Raw genomic sequence first — 17,041 nt, forward strand, 5'->3', positions numbered from 1 at the left:
CTCCGTGGGAATGGCTCCCCGGACGCTCCGCGTCCTGCCCTGCGCCGATAATCCTGCTGAGCCAAAGCCCCTTTTCCCTCGACTATCCTTAACTTATCGCCAGCCGCTGCCCTTCAGGCCGCAGGCCTTTTCCTGCGTGTTCGTCTGTCATGTATGACGAATGGCTTATGAACGATGCTTGACAAGATTTGAGCGCAAACGTATGTTTCAAACAACTGTTTGACCGGCGTGGCAAATCGACGCGGTCGCTTATTCCAGGTTTCATCAGCAGAGGTTTATCGCTATGCCTGACTACAAGGCCCCCTTGCGTGATATTCGCTTCGTTCGTGACGAACTGCTCGGCTACGAAGCGCACTATCAGAGCCTGCCGGCTTGCCAGGACGCTACCCCGGACATGGTTGACGCCATCCTCGAGGAAGGCGCCAAGTTTTGTGAACAGGTCCTGGCTCCGCTGAACCGTGTTGGTGATACCGAAGGCTGCACCTGGAGCGAGTCGGGCGTGAAGACGCCGACCGGCTTCAAGGAAGCCTACAAGCAGTTCGTCGAAGGCGGCTGGCCAAGCCTGGCCCATGACGTGGCTCACGGCGGCCAGGGCCTGCCGGAGTCCCTGGGCCTGGCGGTGAGTGAAATGGTCGGCGCGGCCAACTGGTCGTGGGGCATGTACCCGGGCCTGTCCCATGGCGCGATGAACACCATTTCCGAGCACGGTACGCCCGAGCAGCAAGAGGCCTACCTGACCAAGCTGGTGTCCGGCGAGTGGACCGGCACCATGTGCCTGACCGAGCCGCACTGCGGTACCGACCTGGGCATGCTGCGCACCAAGGCCGAACCTCAGGCCGACGGTTCCTACAAGGTCAGCGGCACCAAGATCTTCATTTCGGCCGGTGAGCACGACATGGCCGACAACATCGTCCATATCGTCCTGGCCCGCCTGCCGGATGCACCGGCCGGTACCAAGGGTATCTCGCTGTTCATCGTGCCCAAGTTCCTGCCTCAGGCCGACGGTTCGGTCGGCGAGCGCAACGCCGTTTCCTGCGGTTCCATCGAACACAAGATGGGCATCCACGGCAACGCCACCTGCGTGATGAACTTCGACGCGGCCACCGGCTTCCTGATCGGCCCGCCGAACAAGGGCCTGAACTGCATGTTCACCTTCATGAACACTGCTCGCCTGGGTACCGCGCTGCAAGGCCTGTCCCACGCCGAGATCGGTTTCCAGGGTGGCCTGAAGTACGCTCGCGAGCGTCTGCAGATGCGCTCCCTGACCGGTCCGAAAGCGCCGGACAAGGCTGCCGACCCGATCATCGTGCACCCCGACGTGCGTCGTATGCTGCTGACCATGAAGGCCTTCGCCGAAGGCAACCGGGCGATGGTCTACTTCACCGCCAAGCAGGTCGACATCGTCAAGTACGGCCAGGACGAAGAAGAGAAGAAGAAAGCCGACGCACTGCTGGCGTTCATGACGCCGATCGCCAAGGCGTTCATGACCGAAGTCGGCTTCGAAGCCGCCAACCACGGCGTACAGATCTACGGCGGCCACGGCTTCATCGCCGAATGGGGCATGGAGCAGAACGTTCGCGACAGCCGCATTTCGATGCTGTACGAAGGCACCACCGGTATCCAGGCCCTCGACCTGCTGGGTCGCAAGGTGCTGATGACCCAGGGCGAAGCACTGAAGGGCTTCACCAAGATCGTCCACAAGTTCTGCCAGACCAACGAAGGCAACGCCGCCGTCAGCGAGTTCGTCGCACCGCTGGCCGCATTGAACAAGGAGTGGGGCGAACTGACCATGAAAGTGGGCATGGCCGCGATGAAGGACCGCGAAGAAGTCGGTGCCGCTTCGGTGGACTACCTGATGTACTCCGGTTACGCCTGCCTGGCCTACTTCTGGGCCGACATGGCACGCCTGGCTGCCGAGAAACTGGCTGCCGGCACCACCGAGGAAGGCTTCTACACCGCCAAGCTGCAGACCGCGCGCTTCTACTTCCAGCGCATCCTGCCGCGTACCCGGACCCACGTTGCAACCATGCTGTCGGGTGCCAACAACCTGATGGACATGCAGGAAGAGAACTTCAGCCTGGGCTACTGATTCGCGCCGGGTTGACCTCTGAAAAGCCGCTTCCTCTTCCGGGGGAAGCGGCTTTTTCATGGGTGATTTTCCAGCCTCGCGATGGCGTCGGTTGCGCCAATAAATATTCCTGAGCAAAACACTAAGAAGAAGCCACTTCCTGCCGTTAAAGAGAGAGCATTCGTGATCCATGTCACATTCTTTGTGCTTTACTCGCACAAATAAAGGCACAATGCCATCTCTTGATTCAGCCGGTCGGAGCTTTACCCTTGCCGCGTTCTTCCGCTGTACATTTCAGTCATTTCCTACCTTCTTTACTGTTGTTACTTGCGGGGCTGGCGGCTGCCTACGTCAAGGATCTCAACGTTTTCTTCACCTCGCTGTTCAACGTCTTGCCGACCCTGGTGCTGTTGCTGGGCGGGGCCTATTGCGCGGTGTATCGACGTCAGCGCGAATTGTTCCTGATGCTCACGGTGTATATCGCCTATTTCCTGCTGTCCACGCAGGCTGATTACTACCGCGACCATGGCAAGGTCCGCGAAGACGCCGCAGTGGTTTTCCATCTGGTCTGCCTGTTGCTGCCGCTGCTGTTCGGTGTGTTCGGTGCCTGGCAGGAACGCACGCATCTGTTCCAGGACATGGTGGCGCGGTTTGCCGTGCTGCTGGCCGTGGGCAGCGTCGCCCTGGGCTTGGAGCAAAGCTATCCGGACGCCCTGCTCGGCTGGCTGGCGGAGATCCGCTGGCCGGCGTTGCACGGGGCCTGGATGAGTCTGATCCAGTTGTCCTACCCGGTCTTCCTGGCGGCATTCCTGCTGTTGGCGGTGCAGTACTGGCGTAGCCCGCGGCCTTTGCACGCGGCCCAGTTGATCGGCCTCCTGGGGCTGTTCTGGATGCTGCCCATGACTTTTATCCTGCCGTTCACCCTGAACATCATGTGCAGCCAGGTGATGCTGATGATCGCCGCGGCGGTGGCCCACGAGGCCTATCAGATGGCGTTCCGCGATGAGCTGACTGGCCTGCCGGGGCGTCGCGCGCTCAACGAGCGCATGCAGCGCCTGGGACGCAACTATGTGCTGGCGATGACCGACGTCGACCACTTCAAGAAATTCAACGACACCCACGGCCATGACGTCGGTGACCAGGTGCTGCGCCTGGTGGCGAGCAAGCTGGCCAAGGTCAGCGGCGGCGGCCGCGCCTACCGTTACGGTGGCGAGGAGTTTGCGGTGGTATTCGCCGGCAAGAGCCTGGAAGAGTGCATGCCGCACCTGGAGGTGATCCGTGAAGTCATCGCCAACTACAACATCCATCTGCGCAACCCGGAAAATCGCCCGCAGGACGACCAGCAAGGTCGCCAGCGTCGCGCGGGAAGCGCGGCAACGAGTGTCTCGGTGACGGTCAGTATCGGTGTCGCCGAGCGCCAGCAGGACCAGCGTACCCCGGAAGAAGTGCTCAAGTCCGCCGACCAGGCGCTCTATGCCGCCAAGGGTGCCGGCCGCAACTGCGTGATGGCCGCGGGGCAGACCTCGCGCCGTGGCGCCATACGCACGGGCGAAGCTGTCGGCTGAGTTATGGCGGCGCATTCAGCGACTGGACTGTGATTGTCCGGGGGCGGGGCACGGCAGTAGGTTGAATGATCTGCTGCCGGAGAAACGACCATGCCTGAATACAAAGCCCCGCTACGCGACATGCGCTTTCTGCTCGACCATGTCTTCGATTTCCACGCTCATTACGACCGCCTGGGTGCCAGCGATGCCAGTCCCGACATGGTCGCGGCCATCCTCGAGGAAGGCGCGAAGTTCTGTGAGCAGGTGCTGTCGCCACTGAACCGCTCCGGCGATGAGGAGGGCTGTCACTTCGACAATGGCGTGGTGACCACGCCGCAGGGTTTCAAGCAGGCCTTTGCCCAGTACGTCGAAGGTGGCTGGCACGGTCTGGCGGCCGATCCGGAATACGGCGGCCAGGGCCTGCCGCATTCGCTGGGGTTGGTGATCAGCGAGATGATCGGTTCCAGCAACACGTCCTGGGGCATGTATCCCGGGCTGACCCATGGCGCCATGTCGGCGATCCATGCCCACGGTACCGCTGAACAGAAAAACACCTACCTGAGCAAGCTCACCGCCGGCACCTGGACCGGCACCATGTGCCTGACCGAAGCCCATTGCGGCACCGACCTCGGCTTGATCAAGACCCGCGCCGTGCCCCAGGCCGACGGCAGTTATGCGCTGTCCGGCAGCAAGATCTTCATCTCCGCCGGCGAGCACGACATGAGCGAGAACATCGTGCACCTGGTGCTGGCCAAGCTGCCGGATGCACCGGCGGGCACCAAGGGCATCTCGCTGTTCATCGTGCCCAAGTTCCTGCCGGACGCGGTGGGTGATGCCGGCCCGCGCAATGGCGTGAGCTGCGGTTCGATCGAACACAAGATGGGCATCAAGGCCTCGGCCACCTGCGTGCTGAACTTCGATGAAGCGAAGGGCTTGCTGATCGGTGAGGCGAACAAGGGGCTCAACTGCATGTTCACCATGATGAACCATGCGCGCCTCGGCACCGGGATGCAGGGCCTGTGCCTTGGGGAAGCGAGCTTCCAGGGTGCGGTGAAGTATGCCAACGACCGCTTGCAGATGCGTGCGTTGAGCGGACCGAAAGCCCCGGACAAGGTAGCTGATCCGATCATCGTGCACCCGGATGTGCGGCGCATGCTGCTGACCATGAAGGCCTTCAACGAGGGCAACCGGGCACTGACCTATTTCACCGCGCAGTGGCTCGATATCGCCCACCTCGGGGCGCAGCCTGAGCAGCGCCAGGAAGCCGAGGACCTGTTGGCGTTCCTCACGCCGATCTGCAAGGCCTTCATGACCGAGACCGGGCTGGAGGTGACCAACCATGGCATGCAGGTGTTTGGCGGCCACGGCTTTATTCGCGAGTGGGGGATGGAGCAACTGGTGCGCGATTGCCGGATTGCGCCGATCTATGAAGGCACCAATGGCATCCAGGCGCTGGACCTGCTGGGCCGCAAGGTGCTCGGCAGCCAGGGCAAACTGCTGCGCGGCTTCACCCGGATCGTGCACAAATTCTGCGCGGCGAATGCCGGGCATCCCCAACTGCAGAACCATGTGGCGCAGCTCGATGAACTGAACCGGCAATGGGGCGACCTGACGATGCAGGTCGGCATGGCCGCGATGAAGAACCCCGACGAGGTAGGCGCGGCGGCGCTGGATTACCTGATGTACAGCGGCTACATCATCCTCGCCTACCTATGGTTGCGCATGGCGCTGGTCGCCCTGGCACAGCTGGAGGACGGCAGCGGCGACGCGGATTATTGCCAGGGCAAGCTGGCGACCTGCGAGTTCTACTTCAAGCGGCTGCTGCCGCGTACCGCTGCTCACCGGGCGGCGGTGGAGGCAGGGAGCGATTGCCTGATGCGTTTGCCGGCGGAGTTGTTTGCCCTGTAGGCGAGCGGTGGGTCTTGAGGGCCTCATCGCCGGCAAGCCGGCTCACACAGTGTGTGAGTCGATCCTGAACGGTCGCAGGCGGCACCAGACCTGTGGGGTGGCTTGCCAGCGAAGGCGTCCTGACAGGCGCCACATGACTTCAATCCTTGTTCGGTGACCAAAAATAACAAAAACGTCACATCCCGACCCTATGTGTCGCAAAAGTTGTTCGGGTACACTCAAACCTTCGGAAATCGGCCCCGCGTGGGCCGTATCGTTTTAGATCCTGCGAGGTTTGCCATGGCTGACTACAAAGCGCCCCTGCGCGATATGCGCTTCGTCCTCAATGAAGTTTTCGAGGTCGCCAATCTCTGGGCCCAGTTGCCTGCCCTGGCCGAGACCGTGGACGCGGAAACCGTCGAGGCGATTCTCGAGGAAGCCGGCAAGGTCACCGCCAAGAGCATTGCGCCGCTGAGCCGCAGTGGCGACGAAGAGGGCTGCCGCTGGGACAATGGCGCGGTCACCACGCCAGCCGGTTTTCCCCAGGCCTACCAGACCTATGCCGAAGGTGGCTGGGTCGGTGTCGGCGGCGATCCGGCTTTCGGCGGCATGGGCATGCCCAAGGCCGTCTCGGCCCAGGTCGAGGAAATGATCAACTCCTCCAGCCTCGCTTTCGGCCTGTACCCGATGCTGACGGCCGGCGCCTGCGTGTCGATCAACACCCACGCCAGCGAAGAACTCAAGGCGGCCTATCTGCCGAACATGTACGCCGGTGTCTGGGCCGGCTCGATGTGCCTGACCGAGCCTCATGCCGGTACCGACCTGGGGATCATCCGTACCAAGGCCGAACCGCAGGTCGATGGTTCGTACAAGATCAGTGGTACCAAGATTTTCATCACCGGCGGCGAGCACGACCTGACCGAAAACATCATTCACCTGGTCCTGGCCAAGCTGCCGGATGCGCCGGCAGGTCCCAAAGGCATCTCGCTGTTCCTGGTGCCGAAATTCCTGGTCAATACCGATGGCAGCCTCGGCGCGCGCAATCCAGCGAATTGCGGCTCCATCGAGCACAAGATGGGCATCCAGGCCTCCGCCACCTGCGTGATGAACTTCGACGAAGCCGTGGGCTATCTGATCGGCGAGCCGAACAAGGGCCTGGCCGCGATGTTCACCATGATGAATTACGAACGCCTGGGTGTCGGCATCCAGGGTCTGGCCTCGGGTGAGCGTTCCTACCAGAACGCGGTCGAGTATGCCCGTGACCGCCTGCAAAGCCGTTCGCCGAGCGGGCCCAAGGCCAAGGATAAAGTGGCCGACCCGATCATCGTTCATCCTGATGTACGGCGCATGTTGTTGACCATGAAGGCGGCAAACGAAGGCGGCCGGGCGTTCTCCACCTATGTGGCGATGCAACTGGATACCGCCAAGTTCAGCGAAGACGCGGCGACCCGCAAGCGTGCCGATGAGCTGGTGGCCTTGCTGACGCCGGTGGCCAAGGCGTTCCTCACCGACCTGGGTCTGGAAACCACGGTGCACGGCCAGCAGATCTTCGGTGGTCACGGCTATATCCGCGAGTGGGGCCAGGAGCAACTGGTGCGTGATGTGCGCATCACGCAAATCTACGAGGGCACCAACGGTATCCAGGCCCTCGACCTGGTCGGGCGCAAGATCGTCGGCAGCGGTGGGGCCTACTACCGGCTGTTTGCCGAGGAAATACGCCATTTCATCGACACCGCGAGCGCTGACCTGAACGAGTTCACCCAGCCCCTGGCGGCGGCGGTGGACAACCTCGATGAACTGACGGCCTGGGTGCTGGATCGCTCCCGGACCAACCCGGACGAGATCGGTGCGGCATCAGTCGAATACCTGCAAGCCTTTGGCTATACCGCCTATGCCTACATGTGGGCGCTGATGGCCAAGGCGGCCTTGGGCAAGGAGACCGAGGAGACGTTCTACGCGAGCAAAATGGGCACCGCGCGGTTCTATTTCGCACGCCTGTTGCCGCGTATTCACTCGCTGACAGCGTCAGTGAAAGCGGGCAGCGAATCGCTGTTCCTGCTGGATGCCGAGCAGTTCTGACGCTTCGTTTTTCGCGTAAGCATTTGCTTACATAACGTGCTGCTGTTTACCCATATCGCCGGATTGGATCCAGGGTTAACCTACAAATCAAGGACGTCGAGCAGGAAGCTCAAAAGCAACAACAGGGACACGTAGGATTCCGCCAGGATGGTGGAGAGAAAGGGATGTCAGGGAAACAGTCTGCAAAGCCCCGCTTCGGCGGGGTTTTCTTTTGCCCGCGAAAAAGTTTTCCTCAGCTCAGGCCTTCGAGCCCCGTCGCTCCCGACAGATGCCCGCCCGGGCTGTGTGTCACGTCCTCCAGCATAGTGCGCAGTAATTCCAGTGTGGCTTGTTGCCGCTGTACATCCCGGCACACCAGACCGACCTTCAGTAGCACCCGCGGTTCGGTCAGCGGCTTCCAGAGCAGTGCCTGATCGTCGTGTTCGTCCCGCGAGCGACCGGGCAGCACGGTCGCCAGGCGCGTGTGCGGCAGGCTGTCGAGAATCCCCGCCATGGTGTTCAGCTCGGCCTGCACTTGCGGTCGACGGCCCAGGTTGGCTAGCTGTGCCTGCCAGATCTGTCGGACCTGGAACTCTTCGCCGAGCAACAGCATCGGCAGTTCCGCCGCCTGGCTGACGGAGACCTTCTTGAATTCACGCAGCGGGTGGTCGGCGGGGATCACCAGTTGCAGTTCATCTTCATACAGCGGCAGGCCGTGCAGACCCGGCTGGCGCGGTGGCAGATAACTGATGCCGATATCCAGCGAACCGTTGAGCAGGCGCCTTTCGATTTCCATGCCGGTCAATTCGTAGATCTGCACCACCAGGTGAGGCTGGGCCTTGCGCACCCGCTCGAGCATCTGCGGCACCAGGCTGGTATGCACGGTCTGCAGAACGCCGATGGCGATGGTGCGCAGGGCCTGGCCCTGGAAGTTGCGCAGGGCATCGCGGGCCCGTTGCATGCCGTCCAGCAACGGCAAGGCGTGGTTGTACAGGGTATGGGCCGCCAGGGTGGGCAACAGACGTTTACTGCTGCGCTCGAACAGGCTGACATCCAGGTGGTGTTCCAGATGGCGTATCTGCTGCGACAGGGCCGGCTGGGAGATCGACAGTCGTTCGGCGGCGCGCCCGACATGCCCTTCTTCATACACCGCGACGAAATAACGCAGTTGCTTGAAATCCATAAGCAGAACTTATCGAAAGTGTTCGAAAATCGAAATGGCCGTGAACGCCGGAGAGGCCTAGTCTAACCCCAATTCACAAGGCTTACAGGGCCAGAGAGCTGCGCATGAATCTGTTCAAACTGCGTCGGCCGCAGCCGAGCCTGGATGATCTGACCGCCGACTTCCGGACTTCTCCTCGGCATGACAAAGCACCCAGTGAATACCTGATGCCGGCGATTGAGCGGCCGAGCCCGGTGTTTGTCCGTGGCCAGGGCTCATGGTTGTGGGACAGCGAGGATCGCGCCTACCTGGATTTCAGCCAGGGCGGCGGGACCAACAGTCTCGGTCACAGCCCCGGCGTACTGGCCCGGGCTCTCGCTGACCAAGCCCATGGGTTGATCAATGCCGGTGCGGGTTTTCATAACCCGGCACAATCGAAGCTGGCTGATCGCCTGTGTCGCGGCACCCGCAGTGACCAGGCGTACTTTCTCAACAGCGGCTCCGAAGCCTGTGAGGCAGCGATCAAGCTGGCGCGCAAGTGGGGCCAACTGCATCGCGGCGGTGCCTACCGGATCATCACGGCGGGCAACGCCTGTCATGGTCGCAGTTTCGGGGCGATGTCGGCGTCCGGGCAGGATTGCTTCGGCAACCGTTTCGAACCGCAGTTGCCGGGGTTCAGCCAGGTGCCATTCAATGACCTGCCGGCGCTGCACGCGGCGGTCGATGCCAAGACCGTGGCGATCATGCTCGAACCGATCCAGAGCGCGGCTGGGGTCACGCCAGCCACGCAGGAGTATCTCAAGGGTGTGGAGCGCCTGTGCCGGGAGCTGGGCATCCTGCTGATCTTCGATGAGGTCCAGACCGGGATGGGGCGTTGCGCCAGTCTGCTGGCCGAACAACTCTATGACGTGCAGGCCGACATCATCGCGCTGGGCAAGGGGCTGGGCGGTGGCGCACCGTTGTCCGCCTTGCTGGCCCGAGGCAAGGCTTGCTGTTTCGAGTCCGGTGAAATCGGCGGTAGCCATCATGGCAATGCCTTGATGAGCGCGGCCGGCCTGGCGGTGGTCGACACTCTGCTCGAAGGCGGTTTCTTCGCCGACGTGGCCGATCGGGGGCAGTACCTGCAACAGGGCCTGAGTCGCCTGGCCCGGCGTTACGACCATGGTGAACTGCGCGGTGCCGGACTGCTCTGGGGACTGACCTTGAGCGATGATTCGGCGGACGCGGTGGTCAAGGCTGCCCGGCATGAAGGTTTGTTGCTGGATGCGCCGACCTCGGGCTGCTTGCGTTTTTCCCCGGCCCTGACTGTCAGCCAGGGCGCTATCGACGAGATGCTGCTACGGCTGGCCCGCGCATTCTCCCGGGTGCGTACCGCCCAGGTGCAATGCCGCAAGGGTATTGCCGTCTGACAGATGGCGGCGCCCTTTCCTGAACCCATTCCAGAACCGTCTCGCGGTATAACGCGTCGCCCTGTGCCTGACTCTTTTGGCACGGGGTGTTTTTTTGTCGGCGGCATTTCAGCCGGGCCATGGCGCACAGCGACGGTGCGGAGGGGCGTTGCCGTTCGGCAGGCAGCGTCACGACGGGTTTGAATTTATATACCACCCAGTGGTATGTTTTATGGAGAAGGATTTCCATGCGATACAGGGTCTTCAAAACCCGGGTTTCGCCACGAGTGCCAGAAAGGCGCACATTGGCGATGCCGAGTTGGTGATGGCGATGGGCGATGTGATCAGGGGACAGGGCAGTGACCTGGGGGGAGGGGTCTGGAAAAAGCGCCTGAATGAAAACCGCCATCGATCCATTGTCCTGGCACGAGGGCGCGGCTACTGGATCTTCCAGTTCCTGTTCGCCAAAAGCGACCAGGGCAATATCAGCCAGCAGGAGCTTCGGGCGTTCAAGGCATTGGCCAAGGCCTATGAAGGCCTGGACAGCCAGCAGATTCAGCAACTGCTGGATATGAGAGAGTTTGTGGAGATAGCTTATGAGCAAGACATTTAAAACCGGGGCACTTGAGTCGATCCATGAGTCCGCCAGTGCCCTGCATGCCATCGGCGCGATCAGCAAGGCGACCATGCGCGAGTTCGACCAATCCTGCCTGGCGCAGGTGCCGGACGAAATGGCTCCGGAACAGATCAAGTTGCTGCGCGAGCGCAATCATGTCAGCCAGCCGGTATTCGCTCGCTACCTGAATACCAGCGCTTCGACGGTCAAGCAGTGGGAGGCTGGGGACAAGCAACCCGGCGGCATGGCGCTCAAGCTGTTGAGTATCGTGCACAAGCACGGCTTGCAGATACTCGCCTGATCACCGGGGTATTTCAGCCTTTGGCGATCAGGCGCGAGTTTCGTTCATTGCGAAAGGCCAGTTGTTCGATGGTCTGGGTGGCTTGTTCGGCGTCTTCGCGGGCCCGGAGGATCACGCCGTGGTGCGCCGACTTGCTGCAGACCGGGTCGGCGTTGCTGGCATCGCCGGTGAGCATGAAGGCCTGGCAGCGACAGCCGCCGAAATCCTTTTCCTTTTCATCACAGGAACGGCACGGCTCGGGCATCCAGTCGTAACCGCGGAAGCGGTTGAAGCCGAACGAGTCGTACCAGATGTGTTGCAGGCTGTGATCGCGCACGTTGGGAAACTGCACCGGCATCTGGCGGGCGCCGTGGCAGGGGAGTGCGGTGCCGTCCGGGGTGACGGTGAGAAACACGCTGCCCCAGCCGTTCATGCAGGCTTTCGGGCGTTCCTCGTAGTAATCGGGGGTGACGAAGATCAGCTTGCACGGGTGGCCCTGGGCTTCGAGTCGGGCGCGGTATTCGTGGGTGATGCGCTCGGCGCGCACCAGTTGTTCGCGGGTTGGCAGCAGTCCCACCCGGTTGAGCTGCGCCCAGCCGTAGAACTGACAGGTGGCGAGCTCGACGAAGTCCGCCTCCAGGGCAAGGCACAGTTCGATGATGCGGTCGATCCTGTCGATGTTGTGCCGATGGGTCACGAAGTTGAGCACCATCGGATAGCCGTGGGCCTTTACCGCCCGAGCCATTGCCAGCTTCTGCGCGAAGGCCTTTTTCGAGCCGGCCAGCAGGTTGTTCACCTGTTCGTCACTGGCCTGGAAACTGATCTGGATATGGTCCAGCCCGGCTTCCTTGAAGTCGCTGATCTTCTGTTCGGTGAGGCCGATGCCTGAGGTGATCAGGTTGGTGTAGAACCCCAGTTGGCGGGCCCCGGCGATCAGTTCGGCAAGGTCCTGGCGCACCAGCGGCTCGCCGCCGGAAAAGCCCAGTTGGGCGGCACCCATTGCCCTGGCTTCACCGAAAACCTTGAGCCACTGATCGGTACTCAGTTCCTTGCCCTGCTCGGCGAAATCCAGTGGATTGGAGCAGTACGGGCATTGCAGCGGGCAGCGGTAGGTCAACTCGGCGAGCAACCACAACGGCAAGCCGGTTTCCGGTTTGGGTGGCAGGCCGGATGACTCAGGCAAGTTCGATCCAGTGCTCTGCACGGGCGACCTCCATGAATTGCTCGATATCCTCGCCGAGCTCGGGCACACCGGGGAACTGCTGCTCCAGTTCGGCGATGATCGCCTTAACCTGGCGCTCGCCGTCGATCAGGCCGCCGATCAGGGCGGCACTCTCGTTGAGCTTGATCATGCCCTCCGGGTACAGCAGCACATGGCCTTGCTGGGCCGGTTCGTACTGGAAACGGTAACCGGGGCGCCATCTCGGGGTCTTGCTGCGATCGAAGCTCATAGGGCGATTCCTTTGTGCCAGACACGCTGGTCGGTCACGCTGTGGTACGGCGGACGGTTCAACTCGTAGGCCATGCTCATGGCATCGAGCATGCTCCAGAGTATGTCCAGTTTGAACTGGAGAATTTCCAGCATGCGTTGTTGGCCCGCGCGGGTGGTGTAGTGCTGCAGGGTGATCGCCAGCCCGTGCTCGACATCGCGCCGGGCCTGGCCCAGGCGGGTGCGGAAGTATTCGTAGCCGGCGGGATCGATCCAGGGGTAGTGCCGGGGCCAACTGTCCAGGCGCGACTGGTGGATCTGTGGCGCGAACAGTTCGGTCAGCGAGCTGCTGGCGGCTTCCTGCCAGCTGGCGCGGCGGGCGAAGTTGACGTAGGCGTCCACCGCGAAGCGCACGCCGGGCAGCACCAGTTCCTGGGAGCGCAATTGCTCCGGATCAAGGCCGACCGCCTGGCCCAGGCGCAACCAGGCTTCGATGCCGCCGTCCTCACCGGGTGCGCCGTCATGGTCGAGCAGGCGCTGGATCCATTCGCGGCGGATTTCCCGATCCGGGCAGTTGGCCAGGATCGCGGCGTCCTTGAGGGGAATGTTCACCTGGTAATAGAAGCGATTGGCGACCCAGCCCTGAATCTGTTCGCGGCTGGCGCGGCCTTCATACATCGCCACATGGTACGGGTGATAAATGTGGTAGTAGGCGCCCTTGGCGCGCAGGGCCTGCTCGAACTCGGCAGGGGACATCGGGGTGTCGGTCATTGCGGTTCTCCGGTGTACAACCGTTGAAGTCTTTGGTGTCTGGTCGGACGCCTTCGCGGGCAAGCCCCCACAGGTTTACGCGATCACTGTGGGAGCGGGCTTGCCCGCGAAAGGGCCCTCGGCTACAGCACAATACTCATGCCGTCATACGCCACTTCAACTTGGCGCCGGTCAAGCTCCGCCCGTTCCGGCGAATCCTCATCGAGGATCGGGTTAGTGTTGTTGATATGGATAAGGACCTTGCGCGGCCCGGGGAGTTGCTCCAGCACTTCGAGCATACCGCCGGGCCCGTTCTGGGCCAGGTGGCCCATTTCCCGGCCGGTACGGGTGCCGACGCCGCGCCGCTGCATTTCATCGTCGTCCCACAGGGTGCCGTCCACCAGCAGGCAGTCGCTGCCGGTCATGGTCTCCAGCAGGGAGGCGTCGACCTTGCCCAGGCCCGGTGCGTAGAACAGTTTGCCGCCCGTGCGCAGGTCTTCGACAACCAGGCCGATATTGTCGCCGGGGTGCGGGTCGAAGCGATGCGGGGAATAGGGCGGCGCGGCGCTGCGCAGCGGCAACGGGGTGAAGCGCAGGTTGGGACAGGCCGGGATGGTGAAGCTGCCGGCCAGCTCGATGCGCTGCCAGTCGAGGCCGCCATTCCAGTGGGTCAGCATGGTGAACAGCGGGAAGCCGGTACTCAGGTCTTCCTTGACCATGTCGGTGCACCAGACCTGGTGCGGGCAGCCTTCGCGCAGGCTGAGCAGACCGGTGGTGTGGTCGATCTGGCTGTCCATCAGGATGATCGCGCGGATGCCGGTGTCGCGCAGGGCACGGCCCGGTTGCATCGGGGCGAAGCCCTGGAGCTGGGCGCGGATATCCGGTGACGCATTGCACAGCACCCAGTTCACGCCATCGTCGGAGAGGGCGATGGACGACTGGGTACGCGCCGTGGCCCGCAGGCTGCCATCACGAAACCCGGCGCAGTTGGCGCAGTTGCAGTTCCACTGGGGAAAACCGCCGCCGGCGGCGGAGCCTAGGATCTGGACGAACATGGCTGTGTCACTCGCTCTAAGCTTTGAAGATAAAGCCCTGAAAATAAAAACGCCCCGGCGAGCCGAGGCGTTGCACTGCCTGTAGCGGAAAAACGCTGCTCAACGGTTGGCGAAGTACATGGTGACTTCGAAGCCGATGCGCAGGTCGGTGTAGGCGGGTTTGGTCCAGGACATGAATGACTCCTTCGGGTGGGTGGGCGGTGGTTCTCTATACATATAGTCCACCTCCGGCCGGAGATGTTCAGATGCTTAGGCAGCTAATGTTACTAAATCTGACATTGAGGATAGACCGCGTTGCCGGAGAAAGCTCATTGCAGCACCGGTAACGATCATCGGGCGAGCTGCCAGCCTGAAGTCGGCCCGGGCCCATTTGCCAGGCACCACCAGCCGCCCGCGGCCTGATCGAGCTGTCGGGCGGCCCTCAGCACTTGTTCGCGTTCAAGGGTGCGAATGGCCGAAGCGAGTTGTTCGAGGTGATCCGACGAATGGTCGGCCAGTTGAGCCTGCCAGAGCAGTTCGGCGGCTTCGTCCAGCGGACGCTCATCGATTGCGAATTGCCCGGCCAGGGTTTCGCGCTGGTTGTTCCAGGTGCTGTCGTCGAGGGCGCCGATCATCTCGGGGAGCTGTGACAGGAAGCTTTCGACATGGCCGAGCAGTTCTGCGAGTGGGGTGTCGGGCGATTGCACGCCCAGCAGCAGGCCGGTGCGGCCATCGATCTGGCGCACGGCGCTGAAGACCGCATAACCCAATTGCAGTTCGACGCGCAGGCGCTGGTAGAAGGGCGCCTGGAGCAGGTGACCGAGCAGCCGCCAGCAGGCTTCGTCGATGGGGGCTGGCGTGGGGCTCGGGCAGAACAGCAGCAAGGCCTGCTCGCGGGTGTCACAGGCGACTGTCTGCCAGCGCTTTTCGCCCGCCACGAATGGTACGGGCGTCTGCTGCCGCGCGACGCGGCCGGGAACGCGGCCCAGTGCACTGTTGAGCGCCGGCTGCGCGGCTGGCGGGAAGCCCAGTGCCAGTCCGTGCCAAGTGGCTCCGGACCAGAGTGTTTGCAGATCCTGGGCCCTCTGGAGTGAGGGGACATCCTTGGCGATCGCTGGTTGTTCGGACAGTTGCCTGAGCAGTTCCCGGATAGGGATCAGCGGTACGCGCTCGGGTATGCCGGCATCGCTGTGCCAGAGATTGTCGGCAGGACTGGCCAGTGTCCGCAGGGTTTGTTCGAGGATGGCCGGCATCGGCTCGCGGACACCGCTGAGCTTGAGTTGCCAGGCATCGCCGTGAGTGGTGAAGGACAATTCCACGCCCGCCTGGTGCGCTTGATATCGCAGGTTCTGCAGGCCGTGATCCAGTCGCGCATGCAGAAGCTGGGCACCACCGCTGATGTCCAGTTGCCAGCGCAGGTAAATCACCGCCTCTGTGCTGTCATCCGCGACTTGGCGGTAGGTGATGGCGGCGGTTTGGCGGCCGCGCAGGCGGTCCTGTGCGAAGGTCCGCAAGCCGCGGTGGGCGCTGGTTTGTCCACGGATCAGGCCTGGATGTTCGGCGGGTGCGGTGGACCGCAGGAAAGGATTGGCGGGAGGCAGTTGCCAGGATGCGGTCAAGTTATCCACAGGTGCGAAAGACGTCTGCCGGAGCAGGTCCTTGAGGGCGGCCATACCGGCTTCACCGAGTTCCAGCGGCGACTGCTCGCTGTCCCGCCGGGCCCTTTCCAGGGCGCTGCCGACCCGTGCCTTGCGCACTTGCAACAAACGATACTCCCGGCGCAGTGCCGGCCAGTCGGCATGGCTGCGAAAAAACGCCAGCCAGTCGCCGAGCAGTGCCTGGATCGAGGCGGTCTGGCCGACGCCGTCGGGCGTCAGCTTGAACTCGATATGCAGCAGGGCCTGTCCGGCGAACTGATAGATCGGCGCGGCGTTCAGCGAATCTATCCACAGGCGCGAGCGCAACTCGGCCGAAAGCCCGCCGGGTTGGCTGTCGTTCAGCCAGGTGCAGAGAAAGTCCAGGGCCGGCCGTGAGCCGGCGGGCAGGGCTTCATAGGTCAGGAGCAGATCGAGTCGCTGCGGGTCGGGCTGTGGATAAGTTTGCCCGCTGGCGTCGATCAAGGTCGGTGGTGCCTCTTGCGGGATCGCTTGTCCAGGGCGCAGGTCTGCCGTCAGTGCTTGTGTCAGGGTCTTCAGTTCATCCAGCGACTGCGGGCCGACCAGGCTCAGAGTCATTTGCCCGGTCTGGTAGAAGCTCCGGTAAAAGTCTTGCAGTGCCTGCTGAAAGGCCGGCTCCTCGATCCGCAGGCTGGAGCGATTGCCGGCGTGCAAACCACGCAACGGGTGATCGGCGGACAGCCTGTCGTAGAGCTGGAACTGCCGTTGCGCCACGGCATCCCGGGACCAGGCGATAAATTCCGCCTCCAGCACCTCGCGTTCGCGCCGTTGATCGTCCAGCGCCAGGCGCGGCTGGGCGAGCATATCGCACAGGCGCTCAAGCCCACCGGCAAAAGCCCGGGGTGGCAGTTCGAAAAAGAACTCGGTGGTGCGCTCGCCCGTGCGTGCATTGACCTGGCCACCCTGGCGTTGCACGTAGGCCATCATTCCTTCGGCGGCGGGAAAACGCACGGTGCCGAGAAAGAACAGGTGTTCGAGGAAGTGCGCCAGGCCCGGCCAGGCCGGCGGCGCGTCATGGCTGCCCGCCGCGACCCGCAGCACCGCCGCGCAGCGTTTGAGCTGTGGTACAGGGCGCAGCGAGACGCGCAGGCCGTTGGCCAGGGTTGTCCATTCAGGGGCAGGGGAGATCGGCGCAGACATGAGCACTTC

General features: G+C 62.7%; 13 protein-coding genes and 1 pseudogene. 7 read left to right on the forward strand and 7 right to left on the reverse strand.

Translation table 11 applies throughout. The annotated features are described in order from the left end of the window. The first annotated feature begins 283 nt into the window (after positions 1 to 283). The 4 genes from HX851_RS43735 to HX851_RS43750 all read left to right on the forward strand — a co-directional run bounded on the left by HX851_RS43735 (position 284) and on the right by HX851_RS43750 (position 7,578). Complete coding sequence (locus HX851_RS43735; RefSeq protein WP_177063001.1) at positions 284 to 2,089, forward strand: phenylacyl-CoA dehydrogenase; 1,806 nt, start codon at positions 284 to 286, stop codon at positions 2,087 to 2,089. A gap of 248 nt (positions 2,090 to 2,337) precedes the next feature. Next, positions 2,338 to 3,633, forward strand: a complete 1,296-nt coding sequence (locus HX851_RS43740) for a GGDEF domain-containing protein (protein ID WP_177063002.1) — start codon at positions 2,338 to 2,340, stop codon at positions 3,631 to 3,633. Between the two features lie 90 nt (positions 3,634 to 3,723). Continuing rightward, complete coding sequence (locus HX851_RS43745) at positions 3,724 to 5,520, forward strand: acyl-CoA dehydrogenase C-terminal domain-containing protein (protein WP_177065410.1); 1,797 nt, start codon at positions 3,724 to 3,726, stop codon at positions 5,518 to 5,520. 279 nt (positions 5,521 to 5,799) lie between these two features. Then, on the forward strand, positions 5,800 to 7,578 hold the full coding sequence (locus HX851_RS43750) for an acyl-CoA dehydrogenase C-terminal domain-containing protein (RefSeq protein ID WP_177063004.1): 1,779 nt from the start codon (positions 5,800 to 5,802) through the stop codon (positions 7,576 to 7,578). 232 nt (positions 7,579 to 7,810) lie between these two features. On the opposite strand, the gene HX851_RS43755 is transcribed toward HX851_RS43750, so the two are convergent. Further along, positions 7,811 to 8,740, reverse strand: coding sequence for a LysR family transcriptional regulator (locus HX851_RS43755; protein ID WP_177063005.1), 930 nt, complete (start codon positions 8,738 to 8,740; stop codon positions 7,811 to 7,813). A gap of 104 nt (positions 8,741 to 8,844) precedes the next feature. On the opposite strand from HX851_RS43755, the gene HX851_RS43760 reads away from it, so the two are divergent. The 3 genes and pseudogenes from HX851_RS43760 (at position 8,845) to HX851_RS43770 (ending at position 11,024) form a co-directional block, all read left to right on the forward strand. Further along, a complete protein-coding gene (locus HX851_RS43760) occupies positions 8,845 to 10,128 on the forward strand; it encodes an aspartate aminotransferase family protein (RefSeq protein ID WP_177063006.1) in 1,284 nt (427 codons plus the stop codon). A gap of 227 nt (positions 10,129 to 10,355) precedes the next feature. Continuing rightward, positions 10,356 to 10,720: pseudogene (locus HX851_RS43765) on the forward strand (type II toxin-antitoxin system RelE/ParE family toxin). Continuing rightward, a complete protein-coding gene (locus HX851_RS43770; RefSeq protein ID WP_177063007.1) occupies positions 10,704 to 11,024 on the forward strand; it encodes a helix-turn-helix domain-containing protein in 321 nt (106 codons plus the stop codon). The pseudogene HX851_RS43765 and the gene HX851_RS43770 overlap by 17 nt, the downstream one beginning before the upstream one ends. Before the next feature lie 13 nt (positions 11,025 to 11,037). Here HX851_RS43770 and pqqE read toward each other — a convergent pair whose 3' ends face one another. From pqqE to pqqF, 6 genes are all read right to left on the reverse strand, one after another. Beyond that, positions 11,038 to 12,207, reverse strand: coding sequence for a pyrroloquinoline quinone biosynthesis protein PqqE (pqqE, locus tag HX851_RS43775; protein ID WP_370590553.1), 1,170 nt, complete (start codon positions 12,205 to 12,207; stop codon positions 11,038 to 11,040). Then, positions 12,179 to 12,454, reverse strand: coding sequence for a pyrroloquinoline quinone biosynthesis peptide chaperone PqqD (gene pqqD, locus HX851_RS43780; protein ID WP_177063008.1), 276 nt, complete (start codon positions 12,452 to 12,454; stop codon positions 12,179 to 12,181). The genes pqqE and pqqD overlap by 29 nt, the downstream gene beginning before the upstream one ends. After that, the gene (pqqC, locus tag HX851_RS43785; RefSeq protein ID WP_177063009.1) at positions 12,451 to 13,203 is read right to left on the reverse strand and encodes a pyrroloquinoline-quinone synthase PqqC; all 753 of its coding nucleotides are present in this window, start codon (positions 13,201 to 13,203) and stop codon (positions 12,451 to 12,453) included. The genes pqqD and pqqC overlap by 4 nt, the downstream gene beginning before the upstream one ends. Positions 13,204 to 13,325: 122 nt before the next feature. Further along, the gene (pqqB, locus tag HX851_RS43790) at positions 13,326 to 14,237 is read right to left on the reverse strand and encodes a pyrroloquinoline quinone biosynthesis protein PqqB (protein ID WP_177063010.1); all 912 of its coding nucleotides are present in this window, start codon (positions 14,235 to 14,237) and stop codon (positions 13,326 to 13,328) included. Positions 14,238 to 14,336: 99 nt separating this feature from the next. Then, positions 14,337 to 14,411 (reverse strand): pyrroloquinoline quinone precursor peptide PqqA, encoded by a 75-nt coding sequence (gene pqqA, locus HX851_RS43795; RefSeq protein ID WP_010444206.1) that lies wholly within the window; start codon positions 14,409 to 14,411, stop codon positions 14,337 to 14,339. 155 nt (positions 14,412 to 14,566) lie between these two features. Then, on the reverse strand, positions 14,567 to 17,032 hold the full coding sequence (gene pqqF / locus HX851_RS43800) for a pyrroloquinoline quinone biosynthesis protein PqqF (protein WP_177065414.1): 2,466 nt from the start codon (positions 17,030 to 17,032) through the stop codon (positions 14,567 to 14,569). Between the last annotated feature and the right edge of the window lie 9 nt (positions 17,033 to 17,041).

The sequence above is a fragment of the Pseudomonas gingeri genome (assembly GCF_013385635.1).
Classification (GTDB): Bacteria; Pseudomonadota; Gammaproteobacteria; order Pseudomonadales; family Pseudomonadaceae; genus Aquipseudomonas; species Aquipseudomonas gingeri_A.

Bases quoted from the DNA above. Each gene is read 5' to 3' on its own strand.
- pqqB (WP_177063010.1), bottom strand. From the start codon at position 14,237: ATGTTCGTCCAGATCCTAGGCTCCGCCGCCGGCGGCGGTTTTCCCCAG.
- HX851_RS43755 (WP_177063005.1), bottom strand. From the start codon at position 8,740: ATGGATTTCAAGCAACTGCGTTATTTCGTCGCGGTGTATGAAGAAGGG.
- HX851_RS43745 (WP_177065410.1), top strand. From the start codon at position 3,724: ATGCCTGAATACAAAGCCCCGCTACGCGACATGCGCTTTCTGCTCGAC.
- pqqF (WP_177065414.1), bottom strand. From the start codon at position 17,032: ATGTCTGCGCCGATCTCCCCTGCCCCTGAATGGACAACCCTGGCCAAC.
- HX851_RS43760 (WP_177063006.1), top strand. From the start codon at position 8,845: ATGAATCTGTTCAAACTGCGTCGGCCGCAGCCGAGCCTGGATGATCTG.
- pqqC (WP_177063009.1), bottom strand. From the start codon at position 13,203: ATGACCGACACCCCGATGTCCCCTGCCGAGTTCGAGCAGGCCCTGCGC.
- HX851_RS43750 (WP_177063004.1), top strand. From the start codon at position 5,800: ATGGCTGACTACAAAGCGCCCCTGCGCGATATGCGCTTCGTCCTCAAT.
- pqqD (WP_177063008.1), bottom strand. From the start codon at position 12,454: ATGAGCTTCGATCGCAGCAAGACCCCGAGATGGCGCCCCGGTTACCGT.
- HX851_RS43770 (WP_177063007.1), top strand. From the start codon at position 10,704: ATGAGCAAGACATTTAAAACCGGGGCACTTGAGTCGATCCATGAGTCC.
- HX851_RS43735 (WP_177063001.1), top strand. From the start codon at position 284: ATGCCTGACTACAAGGCCCCCTTGCGTGATATTCGCTTCGTTCGTGAC.